Source organism: Cloacibacterium rupense (assembly GCF_014645495.1).
Lineage (GTDB): Bacteria > Bacteroidota > Bacteroidia > Flavobacteriales > Weeksellaceae > Cloacibacterium > Cloacibacterium rupense.
Window position 1 is genome coordinate 337,987 of record NZ_BMLV01000002.1, and the last position, 17,365, is coordinate 355,351.

Genomic DNA, 17,365 nt, shown 5'->3' on the forward strand with positions numbered 1-17,365 from the left:
AAAAACACAAAAATTATGAAATGGACAAACGATAGAGCAGATAATGTAGATGACAGACGCGGTACCGGCGGTGGCGGTGGCGGTATGCTGGTTGGCGGTGGGCTTGGCACCTTAATTATTGCTGCAATAGTCTTTTTTTTAGGAGGTGACCCTTCTTCAATTTTAAGTGGAGGTGTAGAAAATTCTGCCCCTACTGAACAAAGACAACTTTCAGAAAATGAACTTCAGATAAGAGAATTTGTAAGAATGCTTTCTGAAGAAAATAACCAAACTTGGGAAAAAGTCTTCGCAGAAAATGGAATGCAGTATAAAGAACCTCAGATAGTGCTCTTCGAAAATGTAACACAATCTGGATGTGGCACTGCACAAGCTGCAATGGGACCATTCTATTGCCCCGCAGACCAAAAAGTGTATATGGACATGAGTTTTTTTAGTGAATTGCAGCAAAAATTTGGCGCAAAGGTTACAGAATTTACCATCGCCTATGTAATGGCACACGAAATTGGTCATCACATCCAAACTTTATTAGGGACTACACAACAAGTTGATAAATTGCGCAGAAGCGGACAATACTCTGAAGCGGAAATGAATAGAGTTTCTGTAGCTACAGAATTGCAAGCAGATTTCTACGCTGGGCTTTGGGCTAAACAAACCAATAATAGAGAAAACTTCTTAGAACCTGGCGATATCGAAAGTGCCATGGAAGCTGCAGCTGCTGTAGGTGATGACAATATCCAAAAAAGAAGCGCAGGCTACGTGAACCAAGAAGCCTTCACGCACGGTAGTTCACAACAACGTGTAGAATGGTTTATGAAAGGGTATAACTCTGGTGATATAAGACAAGGCAATACTTTTGATCAGCTTTTGAGAAGATAACCCATTGAAAACACACCCTTTGTTGATTCCCAAAAATGTAATATTATCAATTTCAATTATTGGTTTAGTTTTCACGTTGGTAGGTTCTTTATTAAAATTATCACATTGGCACATTGGAGTTATTACACCTAATATTCTTTTGTCAATTTCAATTGTTTTTAAACTCTTATCAATATTTGTAGTTTTATTAGATATTGTAAAAAATCCGATAAAAAATAAATTAATGTGGATTATTCCCTTATTTTTTGTGGGAAATTTAGTCGCGATAATTTATCTCATTAATAGAGGAACTCATCTAAGAAAAGCCATAAGATAAAAACAAAATCCCGAAAATTTCGGGATTTTTTATGTTTACATGGTAATTGCTATTTCTTTTTCTTGTTTAGATACTCATAATATAGAATACCCTTTACAATTTCGGGATAATCTGTATCTTTATTGGTATAGAATTGTTCTAATAATGCTAAGCTATTTTCAGCAACATCAGTATCCAAAATCTCAAGTTTTTTCCTTACTTGTGAGCTATCATATGTGGTTCCAGAAATAATACTTCCTTCTTCTGAGATTCTAAAAATAAAAGTATCTGGATTATAACTACCTTTACCCTTTAAAAAAATTGGAGATCCTTTTCCTTCAATTTTTAAAATAATATCATCTAAATGCTGAACATCATAATCAGCCTGAAACTCTACCATTATGTCATCAAATTTAACTCTTACGGTAGTTTTTTTATCTTTTTTGACGATAATTGAAGCCGTGTAAGCCTTATTAGATGTCCATTTTACAAAACCATAGCTATCAATACCACAATTCTGAGAAAAAACAAATAAAGAAAAAAATAGAAATAAAAGAATAGATTTTTTTTTCATGACTTAACAATTTAATTATTTAAATATACAATTTTTTATTAAATCACATTATTTATAAAAATAATAATAAATTTACTAACAATTATTACAACATTTCTATTAAATTTCTCTATGTGCTAATTAAATTCACAATAAATTATATCATTTACAAACAGCTTTCATGGCATCTTCTATATTTCCAGGTGCACTTACAATTTTCATAAAAGTTCCCATGGTTAAATTTGGCCAATGCAAAGCAATTCTATATCTGCCATTCAACATGGTAGCTTTATTATCTTGTAGGATAATTTCATAAGGCATCGCTGCGATATTGCTTTCACCAATTGTAGGTAAAAATTTGGCTTCACCTAAGTTTGGGCTAATTAATGCTATGCCATAAACAGCCACTTTGTTTCCTTTAAAAACCTGTTTATATACCAATTTTGTTCCACCACTTCCTACTTTTAAATTTTTTTCTATTGTTTGAACGCCTTCATCAAAAGAAGAAAAAGTATTTAATGTAATCGGGTCGGTGAAGTAAGGCATCATAGCTTTGTAATGATATTTTTGTAATTCAGCAGCGCTTAAAGAACCACCGAATCCTCTATTTTCATTACCTAATGCAGATAAAGCAGACGTAAAATCATTATCTACTTTATTAAGAACTCCAGAATATTTGGCATATTCTCCTCTTAAATAAGCATTAAAAATGTATTCAGGATTTAAGTAAGTAATTGTAGTTCCTTCTGTATTGCTAATTAAACCCACTTTTAGAACAGAAGCAAGAGCTCCTCTATCTTTTATTTTAAGTGTGGTTTGCTGTAAATCATTTCTTGTAAAAACAAGAACTTTTAGTGTAGCTTTTCCTTCAGGACTGTAGCTTCCTATCAAATCAAAATCCTTAGCTTTTAAAGTAGACTGTACTACCGAAGCTGTTTTGGAAATATTGTCTTTATAGACTCCTACCTTAATGTAAGGTGATAAACCTTGAGCCGAAATTTGTGAAAAAATAAAACTCAAGAGAACAGAAAAAATGGATAAGAATTTTTTCATTTGGATAAAATATTTAAAGGTTACTTTTCATCTAGTGAAGTAACTTTTCATATTTTTAACAAATGTATTAACAAAAAGGATTAGCTAAGAGATGATTTTAATCATAAGTATTGTATTGATAAATATGATTTTATGAAAATTTATTTTAAATATTTAAAAAACTCCCACATCACAATTCCGCCACAAACCGAAACATTAAGAGAATGCTTAGTTCCCAACTGTGGAATTTCGAGACACTCATCTAAATCCGTCAAAATTTCGTCGGAAATTCCATCCACTTCATTTCCTAACACCAAAGCATATTTTTTAGTTTTATCAATTTCAAAATCTGTAATCATCACAGAATTGGTAGTTTGTTCTATTCCTAAAACTTCGTATCCCAAAGTTTTCAAATCTATTACGGCTTCTTTCACATTTTCATAATATTGCCAATCTACACTTTCTGTAGCGCCTAGCGCAGCTTTATGAATTTCTCTATGAGGTGGCCTCGGAGTAATACCACATAAAATAATTTTTTCTACCAAAAAAGCATCGGCTGTTCTGAAAGCTGCACCTACATTATGCATACTTCTCACATTATCTAAAACCACCACCAACGGAACTTTCTCCGTTTTCTTGAAAGTTTCTACATCTATTCTTCCTAATTCTTCTAATTTCAGTTTTTTGGTAGGCTGCATTTTCGTATTTTTGGCAAAATTAATTTTTAAACACAAAGCACACAAAGATTTTGTACAAAGAAGACTAAATTTTTAAAATTTTCTGTAGATATCTCTAAAACATAAGTTCGAAATGTTCAAATCTATGTAAAAAATATTATGGCAAAGAAAGAAACTCCGTTAATGACTCAGTACAACACCATCAAGGCGAAATATCCAGATGCGCTATTGTTGTTTCGGGTAGGAGATTTCTACGAAACTTTCGGACAAGACGCCATTGCCACTTCCCAAATTCTAGGAATTGTTCTCACCAAACGTGCCAATGGAGAAGGTCACATAGAATTAGCTGGTTTCCCGCACCATTCTGTAGATTCTTATTTGCCAAAATTGGTAAGAGCTGGAAAACGCGTTGCCATTTGCGACCAATTAGAAGATCCCAAAATGGTGAAAGGAATCGTAAAACGCGGTGTTACAGAATTGGTAACTCCAGGTGTTACGTTTAATGAACAAGTTCTTAATTCCAAGAAAAATAACTTTTTGCTTTCTCTTCACAAAGAAAAAGAGAAATACGGAATAGCTTTGGTAGATGTTTCTACCGGCGAATTCTTAGTGGCGGAAGGAAATCTAGAGAAATTATTGCATATTGTTCACACTTTTGACCCTTCGGAAATTATTTATCAAAGAACTGCCGAAATTCCTTCACAACTCAAAAATAAAAACTGTTTCAAACTAGAAGATTGGGCTTATCAATATAATTTTGCTTACGAAAAACTCAATACACACTTCAAAACCAAATCGCTAAAAGGTTTCGGGATTGAAGAACAAAAATTGGGAATTACTGCTGCAGGAGCTATTTTCGCTTATTTAGTAGAAGATACACATCACGCTCTTCTACAGCACATCACCAAAATACAGAGCATTCCGCAAGATGATTATTTAATGATGGATAATTTCACGCTAAGAAATTTAGAAATTGTACATTCTAGTAATTTTCAAGGAAAATCTTTGCTCGATATTATTGATAAAACTTCCACCGCAATGGGAGGAAGATTGCTTCGTAGAAGATTGATTTTGCCACTGAAATCCGTTAATGAAATCAACCGCAGACTTTCTTTGATTGAGTTTTTTAATAAAGAAGATTCTTTAAAATTTGAAATCCTCGATTTATTAAAAGGAATTTCAGATTTAGATAGATTAATTGGAAAGCTCGCAGCCGAAAAAATTTCTCCGAAAGAACTCGGATATCTTCGTCAGAGTTTAATTAATATTCAGAAAATCAGAGAATTACTGAGTTCTCATCACGATGTTTTGGCTTGGCTAGAACCCCTCAATAATTTAGAAGAACTCATTTCATATCTTCAAAATCATTTGAACGAAGAATTGCCTGTAAACCTCAACAAAGGAAATGTCATCAAAGCCGAAGTTTCGGAAGAGCTCGATAGATTGAGAAATTTACAGAGTAAAGGCAAGGGTTTCCTAGATGAAATGTGCCAAAGAGAAATCGAAAGAACTGGAATTTCATCTCTGAAAATTGATTTTAACAACGTTTTTGGCTATTACATTGAAGTTAGAAATACGCATAAAGACAAAGTTCCTGAAGATTGGATCAGAAAACAAACTTTGGTTAATGCCGAGCGTTACATCACAGAAGAATTAAAGGAATACGAAACCCAAATTCTAGGTGCTGAAGAAAAAATTTCACAAATTGAGCATCAATTGTACCGAAAAGTTTGCGAAAATGTATTGATGTATATTGACCAAATTCAAGAGAATTCTAATTTAATTGCACAGTTAGATTGTGCGGTTTCTCTTTCAGAATTGGCAATTTCTGAAAATTACACCAAGCCTATTCTCAACGAGACTTTTGCAATTGACATCAAAGAAGGAAGACATCCCATTATAGAAAAATCGCTTCCTTTAGGCGAAAAATACATTCCGAATGATGTTTTTCTGGATAAAGATGCTCAACAAATTATTATGGTTACCGGACCAAACATGGCGGGTAAATCTGCGATTTTGAGACAAACCGCTATTATCTGTTTGTTGGCGCAAATCGGAAGTTTTGTTCCTGCTAAATACGCCGAAATCGGGATTTTAGATAAAATTTTCACACGGGTTGGCGCTACAGATAATATTTCTGCGGGCGAATCTACTTTTATGGTAGAAATGAACGAAGCGGCGAATATTTTGAATAATATTTCGGAAAGAAGTTTGATTTTGCTCGATGAAATCGGGCGCGGAACTTCTACTTATGACGGTGTTTCCATCGCTTGGGCAATAGCAGAATATCTTCACCAACATTCTACTCAACCAAAAACACTTTTCGCCACACATTACCACGAACTCAACGAAATGAGTGTGAATTTTGAAAGAATTAAAAATTTCCACGTGACGATTCAAGAGAACAAAGGCAATATTATTTTCCTGAGAAAATTGGTTTCTGGTGGAAGTGAACACAGTTTTGGGATTCACGTGGCGAAATTGGCAGGAATGCCTTCTAAAGTGGTAAACCGTGCTTCTGAAATACTGAAAACTTTGGAAGATTCTCGTTCTAACAGTGGTTCTACCGAAAAAATAAAAAGAGTAACCGAAGAAAATTTACAATTATCTTTCTTCCAACTCGATGACCCTGTTTTAGAAAACATCAGAGAAGAACTCACAAAAATTGACATTAATACTTTAACGCCGATTGAAGCTTTGATGAAATTGAATGCGATTAAGAAGATGATTGGGAAATAATTTTTTTCAAAAGATATTATCACAAAAAAGGCACACAGAAAAGTGTACCTTTTATTTTTAATTTAGAAAATTACTTAAAATTCATACTTAACGGAAACCTCATCAAATAGCGAACAGCCAAATTATTTACCTTTGCTGGTTCGTATTTAGTATTCATAGATTTTATGGTTCTTTCCGCCTCTTTATTGAAATCTTCATTGTCTCCTACCGCTTTTATTCTATTGACATTGCCATCTGGTTCTACTACAAAATAAATGGTTGTTTTAAGAGTGGTATTAGAAACCTTAAGGGGAGTAGTGTCAAAATTTTCTGAAAATTTCTTTCTGAATTCATTCATCCCACCCGGAAATTCGGGTTGTTTCATCACTACAAAAGTAAGAGAACTGCAATCTACAATTTTCTTTACTTCTTCAGGTACATCTTCTGGAGTTAACGGCTTTACCTGACCAAAGCCTAAAAAGCCAAAAAATAAGGCTAGAAATAAAATAAATCTCATCATCTTGTGTTTGAATTATCAAAGTTAACAAATTATGAGATTCAATTTCAAATTTTTTATTGCTACTCTATTTTTGCTTATGGCAGAAGTTTCTATTGCTACTATTCTCAAAGATATTGCTTGGTTGCGTTCTTATTTCGGAGATGTTTTGGTGGTGATACTTATCTACACTTTTGTTCTTTCTTTTTTTGAAATTAATAACAAAAATTTTCTCAATCTTGGGATTTTTATTTTTGCTTGTGCAATAGAATTTGCTCAATATTTTCATTTTGCAGAATTATTGGGCTTTCAAGACAATAAAATAGCCATGATTGTTCTTGGAAATTCTTTTTCTTGGATTGATATTTTGTGTTATGCTTTTGGGTGTTTATTCGTTTTATCTTCCACCAATAGGTTCATTTTTGACATAAGCAGGAATCGTTAATGCTGCTGCAATAGCTAAGACTACAAGACCAACTGTTGCCAAAGTATTAGATTTATTAATTTTTGAAATTTCAGATTTTTGTATTGTAATATCTTTTCCAATAATATCTTTTCCATAAATTGTAGTTTCGTCTATACGCTCAACATTCAAGGTTATTTTAGTTCCATTATTTGAAAAAAAAGTATAAGTCTTTCCATAAGAGAGCTTAGTATCAGAATAAGGTTTATTAGCGGAAACTACTCTTGTCGTACAAGAGTTAAGAAAAATTACAGAAAGTGAGAGGCAGATTAAAAGGTTTTTCATTGTTGTTAATTATAATTGATTTTGATTAATACAAAAATAATACATTTGCTAAAATATTATACTATGAAATTTTTCATCATAATTATTTCTTTTTTTTCATATGGCTTCGCATTTTCACAAACCGAAACTTACCAGTTTCCAAAAATCCCGAGTTCGGTTTCTATACCCGTCAATTTACCGATTTCTGAAATTCAAAGATTAGTCAATCAACAAATTACAGGCGTTCTGTACGATGACCAAGATTTTGAAAATAACAAAAACGACCAACTGAAAACCAAAGTAGAAAAAGACGGAAATATCGCTATTAAAGCATTAACCAACAACAGATTAATGTTTTCTGTTCCGCTGAAAATTTGGGCAGAAAAAGGTTTAGGAACTTTAGGCGTTTATACCTACCAAGAAACCAATTTTAAAGTGGTGATGAATTTTATTTCTACCCTAGATTTTCAACAAAATTGGAGTTTGAAAACCAATACCACAACCGCAGGTTTTGTGTGGAAAGAAAAACCTGTTTTAGATTTTGGGAAAGTAAAAATTCCTTTGACTTCTATTATTGAAGGAATTCTAACGAAACAACAAAAAGAATTTACGAATGTAATAGACACGCAAATTCAACAAAAAATGAATATGCAACCGTATTTGGTAATGGCTTGGAATCAATTTGCTGCACCAATTCAAGTTTCTGAAGAATACAATACTTGGCTGAAAATTACACCACAAACAGTGAAAATGTCTCCGCTTGAAGTGTATGCTGACAAGATAAAATCTACGATTTCTGTGGATTTGTTTTCTGAAACTTTTACAGGAATGCAACCTACGGCTAATCCTTTGGTAAAAAACATTCCGAATTATATTTCCGCACAAAATTTGGGCACTCAATTCGTAATGAAAACCACTGCCAATATTCCTTTTACAGAAGCCAATGCTATTGCAAAAAAACAATTTCAAGGAAAGGAATTTGATGTAGATAAAAGCAAAATAAAAGTGGAAAACATTAAAATTTATCCTGAAAACGAATTAGTTGTCATGGAAATTTTGACTTCAGGAAAAGTAAACGGAACTTCTTTTATCAAAGGAAATCTAATTTATGACGCCACAAAACATAAAATTGGTTTCACAAAAACTGATTTTAGATTGAAAACAAAGAACATTTTCCAAAAGTTAGCGACTTCACTTTTTGAAGGTAAAATCGTGAAAATGATAGAACAAGACTATGGAATACCGCTTCTTGACATCGAAAATTCTTCTAAAAAAAGCATCGAAGAAAGTTTCAACAAAGAATATCACGCTGGATTAAAATTACAAGGAAAAGTTTTGGATTTAAAACCTACTCAATTTTTAGTAAATCCAGAATATATCACTACTGTTATTGACATTAATGCCAATTTAAATTTAAAAATTGAAGGGTTGAGTTTTTAAATTTAAGTGTTCAAATCCTGCGCAATGAGCCAGGCTTCGCTCCAACACGCTTGAAAATTAAAACCGCCAGTTACCGCATCAATATTGAGAACTTCACCAGCAATGTAGAAATTTTCTAGAATTTTAGAACGCATTGTTTTAAAGTCAATTTCTTTTAAATCTACACCTCCCGCTGTTACAAATTCGTCTTTGAAGGTAGATTTTCCTTTTACTTGCATTATATTTTCGCAGAGATTTTCTAGAATTTTTTGGAGTTCTTGTTTGTTAATATGTGAAATATTTTTCTCTAAATCTACTTTAGACAACCACAAAATTCGGTGCCAAAAACGTGAAGTGATGTCGAAAATTTTAGAATTTCCTATCGTTTTTTTAGGATTTTCTTCTCGGTAATTTTTGAAAATTTCTTCGGCTTGTTCTTTATCAACGCCAATAAAATTGACTTTCACTTCAAAATGATATTTCAAATCTGCCAATTCTCTGGCTTTCCACGCAGAAAGTTTTAGAATGGCAGGTCCAGAAAGTCCCCAATGGGTAATGAGAAGCGGCCCAGATTCTTCCATTTTTAATTTTGGAATGGAAACTTCTGCATAAGGAAAACTCGTTCCCATTAAATCATTCAGCACATCATTTTTAATGTTAAAAGTAAACAATGACGGAACTGGCGAAACGATTTTATGCCCCAAATTCTCTATCATTTTCAGGGATTTTGGTGAGCTTCCTGTGGTATAAATCACGTAATCAGAGAAGATTTCTTCTTCTTTGGTGATGATTTTATATCCTTTTTCTAGTTTTTGAATTTCTAAAACCACAGATTGTGTTTTGATTTCAAAATTTTTATTCTGAACTTCTTTTAAAAAACAGTCAATAATAGTTTGTGAAGAATTACTTTCTGGGAAGATTCTGTTGTCACCTTCTATCTTCAACGAAATGTTTCGTTGAGCAAACCAATCCATTGTATCACCTGGTTGAAATTTACTAAAAACGCTTAACAGTTCTTTATTTCCTCTTGGATAGAATTTCACCAATTCTCTGGGATCAAAACAAGCGTGAGAAACATTACATCTTCCGCCGCCAGAAATTTTTACTTTTTGTAGCGTTTCGTTGTTTTGTTCTAAAATCGTGACGTTAAATTTTTCTGCATCTAAGTTTGCAGCACAGAAAAATCCAGCTGCTCCTCCTCCAATAATGGTGATTTTCTTTTTTTTATTCATCTTTAGGTTTTGATTAAAGCCAAATGAAATTCTTAATTTGATAAGCGGAATAAAGTGCGCTTCTATTGATGCAAAAATACGATTTTTCTAAACCACGATTATTACGTAATTTTGAATCTTGAAAATTAAGTGATTTTATAACGGAATTGCGCCCCGAGTTGAGTGGAGCTCTCCCGAGAAAATATTTTTTAAAGAATGTAAAAAATATTTTTTTTGGGAAGCGGGAACGGAACGAGGAAATTGGCGCCCAAAATTTAGAAATTTTATGATTTATTACCATAAACACGAGGTTCGCTGGAGCGATATTGATGCGAACAGACATTTGGCAAATTCTTCTTACGTGCAATACTGCGCACAAACAAGAATGGCTTTTATGACGAAGCATAAAATGGGAGTGGCGCAACTCAACAGATGGGGAATTGGCCCCGTAATTTTGCATGAAAGATATTCTTTTTTTAAGGAAATTTATGCCGATCAAGAAGTGATTGTTTCGCTAGAAATTTCTGGAAGTTCTGAAGATGCAAGTATTTATAAGTTTACCCACAAATTTTATTTACCAGACGGTACACATTGCGCAACGGCTGAAGCAACGGGAGTTTGGATTGATATGATGCTGCGAAAAACCACTACTCCACCAGATGATATTTTGGTAGTGATGAATCAGTTTAAGACTGAAAATACGAAATTATTATCAAGAGAAGACATTAAAGCATTGCCTTTCCGTCCGGAAAACTTAGATGCAAATTTGTTTGACTTAAATCGTTAAAATTTTTAAATAATTGATGAATGATAATTGATTAATTAAGAAGTAAATTTTCTAAATCCTTTTATCAATTATCAATCATCTAATATCAATCATAAATTATGCTCGAAGATAAAAAACCTCAATTAACGCCCATTTCAGAATTAGGAGAATTTGGTTTGATAAAACATCTTACCGAAAATTTTCCAATAAAAAATTCTTCCACAGAACGTTCTATTGGTGATGACGCTGCCATCATTAATCCTGAAGATAAAAAAGTAGTGATTACTACCGATGTTTTGGCAGAAGGTGTTCATTTTAATTTGGGATATGTTCCATTGAAACATTTAGGTTATAAAGCTGTGGTCGTGAATTTGAGTGATATTGCGGCAATGAACGCTGTTCCTACACAAATTTTGGTTTCTATGGCGGTTTCTAACAGATTTCCTGTGGAAGCTTTAGATGAAATTTATGACGGAATTTACAGAGCTTGTGAAAAGTATAATGTAGATTTAGTTGGCGGAGATACTACCAGTTCTACTTCTGGTTTGGTGATTACCATTACTGCAATTGGTTTAGAAACTTCTGAAAATTTGGTGAAAAGAGACGGAGCAAAACCAAATGATTTACTGGTAGTTACAGGAGATTTAGGCGGAGCTTATCTCGGTTTGCAAATTTTAGAAAGAGAGCATTCTGTGTATCTTGCCAATCCTAATATGCAGCCAGAAATGGAAGGTTATGATTATATTTTGGAGCGACAATTAAAACCTGAAGCAAGAACGGATATTAAAAAAATTCTTGAAAATTTAGAGATAAAACCAACTTCTATGATTGATGTTTCTGATGGTTTAGCTTCAGAAATTCTACATCTTTCTGATCAAAGTAAAGTGGGTTTCAGATTGTACGAAGAAAAAATTCCGTTAGACACGCTTACGATTACTACGGCAGATGAATTTAACCTCAACCCTGCAATGTGTGCTTTGAGTGGTGGCGAAGATTATGAATTGCTTTTCACCATTTCGCCAAATGATTTTGAAAAATTAAGAAATCACCCAGATTTTACGGTGATTGGTCACGCTGTAGATTTGGAACAGGGAAATTTTATGGTTTTACGAGGAAGCAATGAATTGGCACAAATTACAGCTCAAGGTTGGGATGCTTTTTTGAAGAAATAAAAATTTTGCCACAAATTCACGAATATTTATTTACAATTTTAAATTAGTTGCAATAAATTATTAAAAATGGCACATTTTACACTTCTCCCAACTTTAATTATCATCACTTTTATAGGAGTAGTTTTGTACAAACATTACATAAAAAAAGAAAAGCAAGATTTGAAATCTTCTTTTCTTTTTGTTTTATTTTTCGTGGCTATTTGGGGATTGTTGTATTATTTTGTGTTTAGTTGAATTTATCTGCGACAAAACTTGCAAAAACTTTTGGATGAATCAGTTCTTCCATATTGACTGAAATATCGTTTTCTTCAATCACAGGCTTTTCAAAGTCTTTTTCGTTAAAGAATTTTAAACTCCAAGTTCCTTTGTCAAATTCAAGCCAAGAAAGATTCTCAATCCAATCACCAGAATTTAAGTAATGAACGCTGCCTTTTTCGGTAGTCCAAATTTTATCTGCAGGTTGATGAATATGCCCACAAATTACATAATCATAATGATTGTTGATGGCAATTTCAGTGGCTTTTTTCTCAAAATCACCGATGAATTTCACCGCTTTTTTTACAGAATTTTTCACTTTTTTGGAAAGAGAAACTTTTCCTTTCCCGAATTTTTCTAAAACCCAATTGATGGCTCTATTCACTAAAATCAACCAATCATAACCAATTCCACCCAATTTGGCGATGAATTTTGCAGAACCTGAAGTAGTATGGTCAAAAACATCTCCGTGAAAAATCCAATGTTTTTTTCCTTCAATTTCTAATAAATATTTATCAGTGAGAAAAAGATTTCCCATTGATAAATCTGTGTATTTCCTTAAAAATTCGTCGTGATTTCCTGTAATGTAAATTACCTGAGTTCCTTTTTTCATCATTTTGAAAAATTCACTCAAAACCGACATATGAGAATTTGGAAAATACCTTTTAGAAAAAGCCCAACCATCAATTACATCACCATTGAGAATCAACAGTTTTGGAGAAACGCTTTTCAAGAATGCCACCAATTCTTTGGCGTGACAACCGTACGTTCCCAAATGAATGTCCGATAAAATCACTACTTCTACTTCGCGTTTTTGTTTTGCCATAAAAGTTTTTGTAAAAATAGTTCTGGTTTGTTAATTGGTGGTTAACAGAGTTTTAAATTTATTCAAAATTCATAGTTATTGGAAAACGAAAAGCTGACTTTACTGGTTTTCCATCAATTTCCGCAGGTGTCCATTTTCCCTTATCTTTTATTCTGAACATTGTCAAGACAGCAATTTGATTAAAGAATTTATCACTCCCATTTGCTGAAATATTTAATACATTACCTTTCTCATCAACAATGAATTTTACTTCAGATTTTACAGTTCCTGAATTACCAGATAATATTGAAATATCAAAATTTTCAGCAAAAAGTTTTCTAAATGCCCCTATTCCACCTTCAAAATTTATTGGCTTGCTCCAATTATCAGTAGAAAGTGTTTTAACGTCTATCTTTTCTTCATTCTTTTGGAATTCTGCAATTGCATTCTCGTATTCAATTGCCTGCTCTTCATAAAGCTTTGCTTCTTCTTTTTCTCTTTCGGCATTGTGAACTTTTTTATATTTTTTTCTAATCTCTGAATATTTCTGCTCAAATTTTTTATCAATTTTTTTAATTTCCGCAAATTGCGAAAACACAAAAACAGAAATTAATGTAATAAAAAAAGAAAATAGTTTTTTCATGATTTTTTGTTTTATTTCTTCGCTTTCGCAATATTCACAATTACTTTCACTGCTTTTTCCATAGATTCTAGTGCTACAAATTCATACGGTCCGTGGAAATTTTCTCCACCTGCAAAAATATTAGGACAAGGCAATCCCATATAAGACAATTGTGCACCATCAGTTCCACCGCGTATTGCTTTAATTTTTGGTTCTATGTTGGCGTCTTTCATCGCTTGTTCTGCAATTTCTACAATGTGCATTTTGCCTTCAAATTGCTGTTTCATATTTCTGTACTGCTCTTTAATTTCTATTTCGGCAGTATTTTCACCATGTTTTGCATTAAATTCTGCTACTTTTTCGTTGATGAATTTTTTACGATTTTCAAATTTATCAGCATCGTGGTCACGGATAATGTATTGCAATTTAGCTTCAGAAACATCACCTTTAATTTCCATTAAATGATAAAAACCTTCAAAACCTTTGGTGGTAGCTGGTGTTTCATTAGCTGGTAACATCTGTGCAAATTCCACTGCGAGAAGTCCTGCATTTTTCATTTGACCAAAAGCATAACCTGGATGTACAGAAAGTCCATTGATTTTCACCACTGCTCCTGCTGCATTGAAGTTTTCGTATTCTAATTCGCCCACTTCACTTCCGTCCATCGTATAAGCATATTCTGCGCCGAATTTTTTTACATCAAATTTATGTGCACCTCTTCCAATTTCTTCGTCTGGTGTAAAACCGATGGCAATTCTTCCGTGTTTTATTTCTGGATGAGCTAGAAGATATTCTGCGGCGGTTACAATTTCTGCAACTCCTGCTTTATCATCAGCTCCGAGAAGAGTAGTTCCGTCAGTAGTAATCAAAGTTTTTCCTACATATTTTTTCAAACTTGGGAATTTTTCAGACGAAAGCGTGAAACCAGTTGCAGCGTTCAGAACCAAATCTCCACCATTGTAATCGTCCCAAATTTGTGGATTTACGTGTTCTCCTTTAAAATCTGGCGAAGTATCATAATGCGCGATAAAGCCCACTGTTGGCTCGTTTTCAGGAATATTAGAAGGAACATACGCCATAATGTAGCCATTCTCGTCCATAGAAACATCAGCCAATCCTAAATCCTGCAATTCTTGGAAAATGTATTTTGCGATATCCCATTGTCTTTCCGTAGAAGGAGTAGTTTCACTTTCAGGATCGCTGGTAGAATATATTTTAACATAAGCTAGAAAACGGTTCAGAAGTCGCATTTTCCATTCGTGGTTGAATTCTATTGTCTGCATTGAAAAGTATTTTTTACAAATTTAATTTATTTGGTTGGAAGTTGGAAGTTGGGAGTTGGAAGAATTTTTAAGAATTTTCAAAATCCCCAAAAAATCGTATTTTTAGCAAAGAAATAAAATCTAAAAATAGAAATGTTTTTAACCGAATGCCCAAGAGATGCGATGCAAGGTTGGGGAGAATTTATCCCTACTTCACAAAAGATAGATTACATCAATGCTTTGATGGAAGTAGGTTTTGATGTGCTAGATTGCGGAAGTTTTGTGTCTCCAAAAGCCATTCCACAAATGGCGGATACAAAAGAGGTAATTCCCGAAATTCAGAAAAAAAACAACACCAAAATTTCAGTAATTGTAGCCAATCTTTCTGGAGCAGAACGAGCCTTAAAGCATTCTAATATAGATATTTTGGGATTTCCGTTTTCTATTTCGGAGACGTTTCAGTATAGAAATACCAATAAAAATCAGGAAGAAGCTTTCGAGGAAGTGGTGCAGATTTTAGAAATTTCTAAAGTCGAAAATCGGGAGCTGAATCTCTATTTTTCAATGGCTTTCGGAAATCCTTATGGTGAAATTTGGAAATGGGAAGATGTAGATTTTTGGGCGAAAAGATTTTCGGAAATAGGTGTTAAAAACATCTTGCTTTCTGACACTACTGGCGTTGCAGATGTAGAAAAAATATCCCTTTTGTTTGAAAAAATCCCCGCAAAATATCCTGAAATAAATTTCGGAGCGCATTTCCATAATCGATACGAAGATTCTTACATCAAACTTAAAGCGGCTTATGATCAAGGTTGCCGAAGATTTGATTCTGCGATTAAAGGTTTGGGCGGGTGCCCTATGGCAAAAGATGATTTGGTAGGAAATATGCCTACGGAAAAAGTGATAAATTTTTTACAATCCGAAAAGCTGGACCACCAATTAAATCTTCTTAACTTTGAAGCTGCTTGGAATAAAGCGAAAGATATTTTTAAATTTTAAACTCTCGCTGATTATGCTGATTTAGCAGATTTTTTTTAAATCACCACAATTTGCGAAATCTGCGTGAAAAAAATTATAACCCATTTTATGAAACCCATCATCACCTCAACCGAACTTTTAGAAATTTTCAATCAAGAAAATTTAGTGATTCTTGATTCAAGAACAGGAAATAAAGCCAAAGAAAACTATCTTGACAACCACCTTAAAGGCGCTAGATTTATAGATTTAGATAAAGATTTGGCAGAAATCGGCGAAAATGCTGCTTTCGGAGGAAGGCATCCTTTGCCAAAAATTTCAAATTTTGCAGAAACTTTACAAAATTTGGGGATTTCGGAAGATTCTCATATTGTAGTTTATGATTTAGCGAATGGTGGAAACGCCGCTGCAAGATGTTGGTGGATGTTGCGAGCATTTGGTATAGAAAAAGTTCAGGTTCTGAGTGGTGGTTTTCAGGCAGCAGAAAAGGCAGGAATTCCTACCAATTCTCGTGAAGAAATTTTTGAAAAAGCTTCTTTTGTTTTGAGAGAAAATTGGAGTTTGCCAACCTCAACTTTAGAAAATGTAGAAAAAGAAATTGCAAAAAATTCTGCCACAGTAATTGACGTGAGAGATGCTTATAGATACCGTGGTGAAAGTGAACCAATCGATTTGGTTGCTGGTCATATTCCTGGTGCAATCAATATTCCTTTTTCTGAAAATTTAGATGAAAATGGCGAATTTCTTTCGCCTAAAATTTTGAAAGAAAAATATCAGAATTTACTATCAGATGCTTCGACTTCGCTCAGCATGACAAAAAAACTCATTATTCATTGTGGTTCTGGAGTTACAGCTTGTCATACTATTTTGGCTTTGGATTATGCAGGTTTCCCAATTCCGAATTTATACGTAGGTTCTTGGAGTGAATGGAGCAGAAGAGAAGGTAAGGAAATTGCGAGAGAAGTTTAGTTTTTAACGCAATGGCGCAAAGAAAATTTTTAAAGCTTTATGTTTTTAAGGCGCAAAAGAAATCCATAGATTTCAAAATTTTCCAAATTTTATAAATAAAAAACGCTGAAAAATTTCAGCGTTTTCTATATTTTTTCAACGGATTGCTTCGTTGTTTTTATTCCTCATAACAAAGGTTTAGAATAAAATTCCCAATTCAAATTTAGCTTCTTCACTCATCATTTCTTTGTTCCAACTGGGCTCGAAAGTGAGTTCTAAATCTACAGATTTTACGTTTTCTACTCCTGCTACTTTTTCTTTCACTTCTTGTGGTAGAGATTCTGCAACAGGACAGTTTGGGGTGGTCAAAGTCATTACAACTTTTACATCTCCTTCTTCAGAAATTTGAACGTCATAAACCAATCCCAATTCGTAAATATCTACAGGAATTTCTGGGTCAAAAACCGTTTTCAGGGCTTTGATAATGTTTTCTCCTATTGTTGCAATTTGTTCTTCTGTAAATTTCATATTTTCTACAATCTGCCTTCAGCAAACA

General features: G+C 33.4%; 19 protein-coding genes. 9 read left to right on the plus strand and 10 right to left on the minus strand.

Features of this window, described 5'->3' with window-relative positions; translation table 11 throughout:
- The first annotated feature begins 15 nt into the window (after positions 1 to 15).
- Entirely contained in the window at positions 16 to 876 is an 861-nt protein-coding gene (gene ypfJ / locus IEW40_RS05520) for a KPN_02809 family neutral zinc metallopeptidase (protein ID WP_188617078.1), read from the plus strand.
- Between the two features lie 365 nt (positions 877 to 1,241).
- Here the strand turns inward: ypfJ and IEW40_RS05525 are convergent, their stop codons facing one another.
- The 3 genes from IEW40_RS05525 to IEW40_RS05535 all read right to left on the minus strand — a co-directional run bounded on the left by IEW40_RS05525 (position 1,242) and on the right by IEW40_RS05535 (position 3,454).
- Positions 1,242 to 1,745: a hypothetical protein gene (locus IEW40_RS05525; RefSeq protein WP_188617079.1), complete on the minus strand. Its 504-nt coding sequence runs from the start codon at positions 1,743 to 1,745 to the stop codon at positions 1,242 to 1,244.
- Between the two features lie 141 nt (positions 1,746 to 1,886).
- Positions 1,887 to 2,777, minus strand: coding sequence for a hypothetical protein (locus tag IEW40_RS05530; protein ID WP_188617080.1), 891 nt, complete (start codon positions 2,775 to 2,777; stop codon positions 1,887 to 1,889).
- Positions 2,778 to 2,917: 140 nt separating this feature from the next.
- Entirely contained in the window at positions 2,918 to 3,454 is a 537-nt protein-coding gene (locus IEW40_RS05535) for an RNA methyltransferase (RefSeq protein WP_188617081.1), read from the minus strand.
- A gap of 138 nt (positions 3,455 to 3,592) precedes the next feature.
- On the opposite strand from IEW40_RS05535, the gene mutS reads away from it, so the two are divergent.
- On the plus strand, positions 3,593 to 6,172 hold the full coding sequence (gene mutS, locus IEW40_RS05540; RefSeq protein WP_188617082.1) for a DNA mismatch repair protein MutS: 2,580 nt from the start codon (positions 3,593 to 3,595) through the stop codon (positions 6,170 to 6,172).
- 70 nt (positions 6,173 to 6,242) lie between these two features.
- Here the strand turns inward: mutS and IEW40_RS05545 are convergent, their stop codons facing one another.
- Complete coding sequence (locus IEW40_RS05545) at positions 6,243 to 6,671, minus strand: energy transducer TonB (protein WP_188617083.1); 429 nt, start codon at positions 6,669 to 6,671, stop codon at positions 6,243 to 6,245.
- Between the two features lie 31 nt (positions 6,672 to 6,702).
- Here IEW40_RS05545 and IEW40_RS05550 point away from each other — a divergent pair, with 31 nt between their 5' ends.
- Positions 6,703 to 7,092, plus strand: coding sequence for a ribosomal maturation YjgA family protein (locus IEW40_RS05550; RefSeq protein WP_188617084.1), 390 nt, complete (start codon positions 6,703 to 6,705; stop codon positions 7,090 to 7,092).
- Here IEW40_RS05550 and IEW40_RS05555 read toward each other — a convergent pair.
- Complete coding sequence (locus IEW40_RS05555; protein ID WP_188617085.1) at positions 7,045 to 7,395, minus strand: hypothetical protein; 351 nt, start codon at positions 7,393 to 7,395, stop codon at positions 7,045 to 7,047. The genes IEW40_RS05550 and IEW40_RS05555 overlap by 48 nt on opposite strands.
- Positions 7,396 to 7,458: 63 nt before the next feature.
- Here IEW40_RS05555 and IEW40_RS05560 point away from each other — a divergent pair, with 63 nt between their 5' ends.
- Positions 7,459 to 8,814, plus strand: coding sequence for a DUF4403 family protein (locus tag IEW40_RS05560; protein WP_188617086.1), 1,356 nt, complete (start codon positions 7,459 to 7,461; stop codon positions 8,812 to 8,814).
- Between the two features lie 2 nt (positions 8,815 to 8,816).
- Here the strand turns inward: IEW40_RS05560 and IEW40_RS05565 are convergent, their stop codons facing one another.
- Positions 8,817 to 10,025, minus strand: coding sequence for a BaiN/RdsA family NAD(P)/FAD-dependent oxidoreductase (locus tag IEW40_RS05565; protein ID WP_188617087.1), 1,209 nt, complete (start codon positions 10,023 to 10,025; stop codon positions 8,817 to 8,819).
- A 265-nt stretch (positions 10,026 to 10,290) separates the two neighbouring features.
- Between IEW40_RS05565 and IEW40_RS05570 the strand changes: the two genes are divergently transcribed.
- The 3 genes from IEW40_RS05570 to IEW40_RS05580 all read left to right on the plus strand — a co-directional run bounded on the left by IEW40_RS05570 (position 10,291) and on the right by IEW40_RS05580 (position 12,176).
- A complete protein-coding gene (locus IEW40_RS05570; protein WP_188617088.1) occupies positions 10,291 to 10,791 on the plus strand; it encodes an acyl-CoA thioesterase in 501 nt (166 codons plus the stop codon).
- 98 nt (positions 10,792 to 10,889) lie between these two features.
- On the plus strand, positions 10,890 to 11,942 hold the full coding sequence (gene thiL, locus IEW40_RS05575; RefSeq protein WP_188617089.1) for a thiamine-phosphate kinase: 1,053 nt from the start codon (positions 10,890 to 10,892) through the stop codon (positions 11,940 to 11,942).
- Positions 11,943 to 12,008: 66 nt separating this feature from the next.
- Positions 12,009 to 12,176, plus strand: a complete 168-nt coding sequence (locus IEW40_RS05580) for a hypothetical protein (RefSeq protein WP_188617090.1) — start codon at positions 12,009 to 12,011, stop codon at positions 12,174 to 12,176.
- Here the strand turns inward: IEW40_RS05580 and IEW40_RS05585 are convergent.
- From IEW40_RS05585 to pepT, 3 genes are read right to left on the minus strand one after another with little or no spacing between them, the layout of a single operon-like run.
- A complete protein-coding gene (locus IEW40_RS05585) occupies positions 12,169 to 13,023 on the minus strand; it encodes a UDP-2,3-diacylglucosamine diphosphatase (RefSeq protein WP_188617091.1) in 855 nt (284 codons plus the stop codon). The two genes, IEW40_RS05580 and IEW40_RS05585, sit on opposite strands and share 8 nt — an antisense overlap.
- 58 nt (positions 13,024 to 13,081) lie before the next feature.
- A complete protein-coding gene (locus IEW40_RS05590) occupies positions 13,082 to 13,645 on the minus strand; it encodes an energy transducer TonB (protein WP_188617092.1) in 564 nt (187 codons plus the stop codon).
- Between the two features lie 11 nt (positions 13,646 to 13,656).
- Positions 13,657 to 14,907: a peptidase T gene (pepT, locus tag IEW40_RS05595; protein ID WP_188617093.1), complete on the minus strand. Its 1,251-nt coding sequence runs from the start codon at positions 14,905 to 14,907 to the stop codon at positions 13,657 to 13,659.
- 132 nt (positions 14,908 to 15,039) lie between these two features.
- On the opposite strand from pepT, the gene IEW40_RS05600 reads away from it, so the two are divergent.
- The gene (locus IEW40_RS05600) at positions 15,040 to 15,885 is read left to right on the plus strand and encodes a hydroxymethylglutaryl-CoA lyase (RefSeq protein ID WP_188617094.1); all 846 of its coding nucleotides are present in this window, start codon (positions 15,040 to 15,042) and stop codon (positions 15,883 to 15,885) included.
- Positions 15,886 to 15,972: 87 nt separating this feature from the next.
- On the plus strand, positions 15,973 to 16,830 hold the full coding sequence (locus IEW40_RS05605) for a sulfurtransferase (RefSeq protein WP_188617095.1): 858 nt from the start codon (positions 15,973 to 15,975) through the stop codon (positions 16,828 to 16,830).
- A 177-nt stretch (positions 16,831 to 17,007) separates the two neighbouring features.
- Here IEW40_RS05605 and IEW40_RS05610 read toward each other — a convergent pair whose 3' ends face one another.
- Complete coding sequence (locus IEW40_RS05610) at positions 17,008 to 17,337, minus strand: SUF system Fe-S cluster assembly protein (protein WP_188617096.1); 330 nt, start codon at positions 17,335 to 17,337, stop codon at positions 17,008 to 17,010.
- Positions 17,338 to 17,365: the final 28 nt, after the last annotated feature.

Bases quoted from the DNA above. Each gene is read 5' to 3' on its own strand.
- IEW40_RS05535 (WP_188617081.1), bottom strand. From the start codon at position 3,454: ATGCAGCCTACCAAAAAACTGAAATTAGAAGAATTAGGAAGAATAGAT.
- IEW40_RS05545 (WP_188617083.1), bottom strand. From the start codon at position 6,671: ATGATGAGATTTATTTTATTTCTAGCCTTATTTTTTGGCTTTTTAGGC.
- IEW40_RS05610 (WP_188617096.1), bottom strand. From the start codon at position 17,337: ATGAAATTTACAGAAGAACAAATTGCAACAATAGGAGAAAACATTATC.
- IEW40_RS05530 (WP_188617080.1), bottom strand. From the start codon at position 2,777: ATGAAAAAATTCTTATCCATTTTTTCTGTTCTCTTGAGTTTTATTTTT.
- IEW40_RS05550 (WP_188617084.1), top strand. From the start codon at position 6,703: ATGAGATTCAATTTCAAATTTTTTATTGCTACTCTATTTTTGCTTATG.
- IEW40_RS05600 (WP_188617094.1), top strand. From the start codon at position 15,040: ATGTTTTTAACCGAATGCCCAAGAGATGCGATGCAAGGTTGGGGAGAA.
- IEW40_RS05605 (WP_188617095.1), top strand. From the start codon at position 15,973: ATGAAACCCATCATCACCTCAACCGAACTTTTAGAAATTTTCAATCAA.
- pepT (WP_188617093.1), bottom strand. From the start codon at position 14,907: ATGCAGACAATAGAATTCAACCACGAATGGAAAATGCGACTTCTGAAC.
- IEW40_RS05565 (WP_188617087.1), bottom strand. From the start codon at position 10,025: ATGAATAAAAAAAAGAAAATCACCATTATTGGAGGAGGAGCAGCTGGA.
- IEW40_RS05555 (WP_188617085.1), bottom strand. From the start codon at position 7,395: ATGAAAAACCTTTTAATCTGCCTCTCACTTTCTGTAATTTTTCTTAAC.
- IEW40_RS05525 (WP_188617079.1), bottom strand. From the start codon at position 1,745: ATGAAAAAAAAATCTATTCTTTTATTTCTATTTTTTTCTTTATTTGTT.
- mutS (WP_188617082.1), top strand. From the start codon at position 3,593: ATGGCAAAGAAAGAAACTCCGTTAATGACTCAGTACAACACCATCAAG.
- IEW40_RS05580 (WP_188617090.1), top strand. From the start codon at position 12,009: ATGGCACATTTTACACTTCTCCCAACTTTAATTATCATCACTTTTATA.
- IEW40_RS05585 (WP_188617091.1), bottom strand. From the start codon at position 13,023: ATGGCAAAACAAAAACGCGAAGTAGAAGTAGTGATTTTATCGGACATT.
- IEW40_RS05590 (WP_188617092.1), bottom strand. From the start codon at position 13,645: ATGAAAAAACTATTTTCTTTTTTTATTACATTAATTTCTGTTTTTGTG.
- IEW40_RS05560 (WP_188617086.1), top strand. From the start codon at position 7,459: ATGAAATTTTTCATCATAATTATTTCTTTTTTTTCATATGGCTTCGCA.
- thiL (WP_188617089.1), top strand. From the start codon at position 10,890: ATGCTCGAAGATAAAAAACCTCAATTAACGCCCATTTCAGAATTAGGA.
- IEW40_RS05570 (WP_188617088.1), top strand. From the start codon at position 10,291: ATGATTTATTACCATAAACACGAGGTTCGCTGGAGCGATATTGATGCG.
- ypfJ (WP_188617078.1), top strand. From the start codon at position 16: ATGAAATGGACAAACGATAGAGCAGATAATGTAGATGACAGACGCGGT.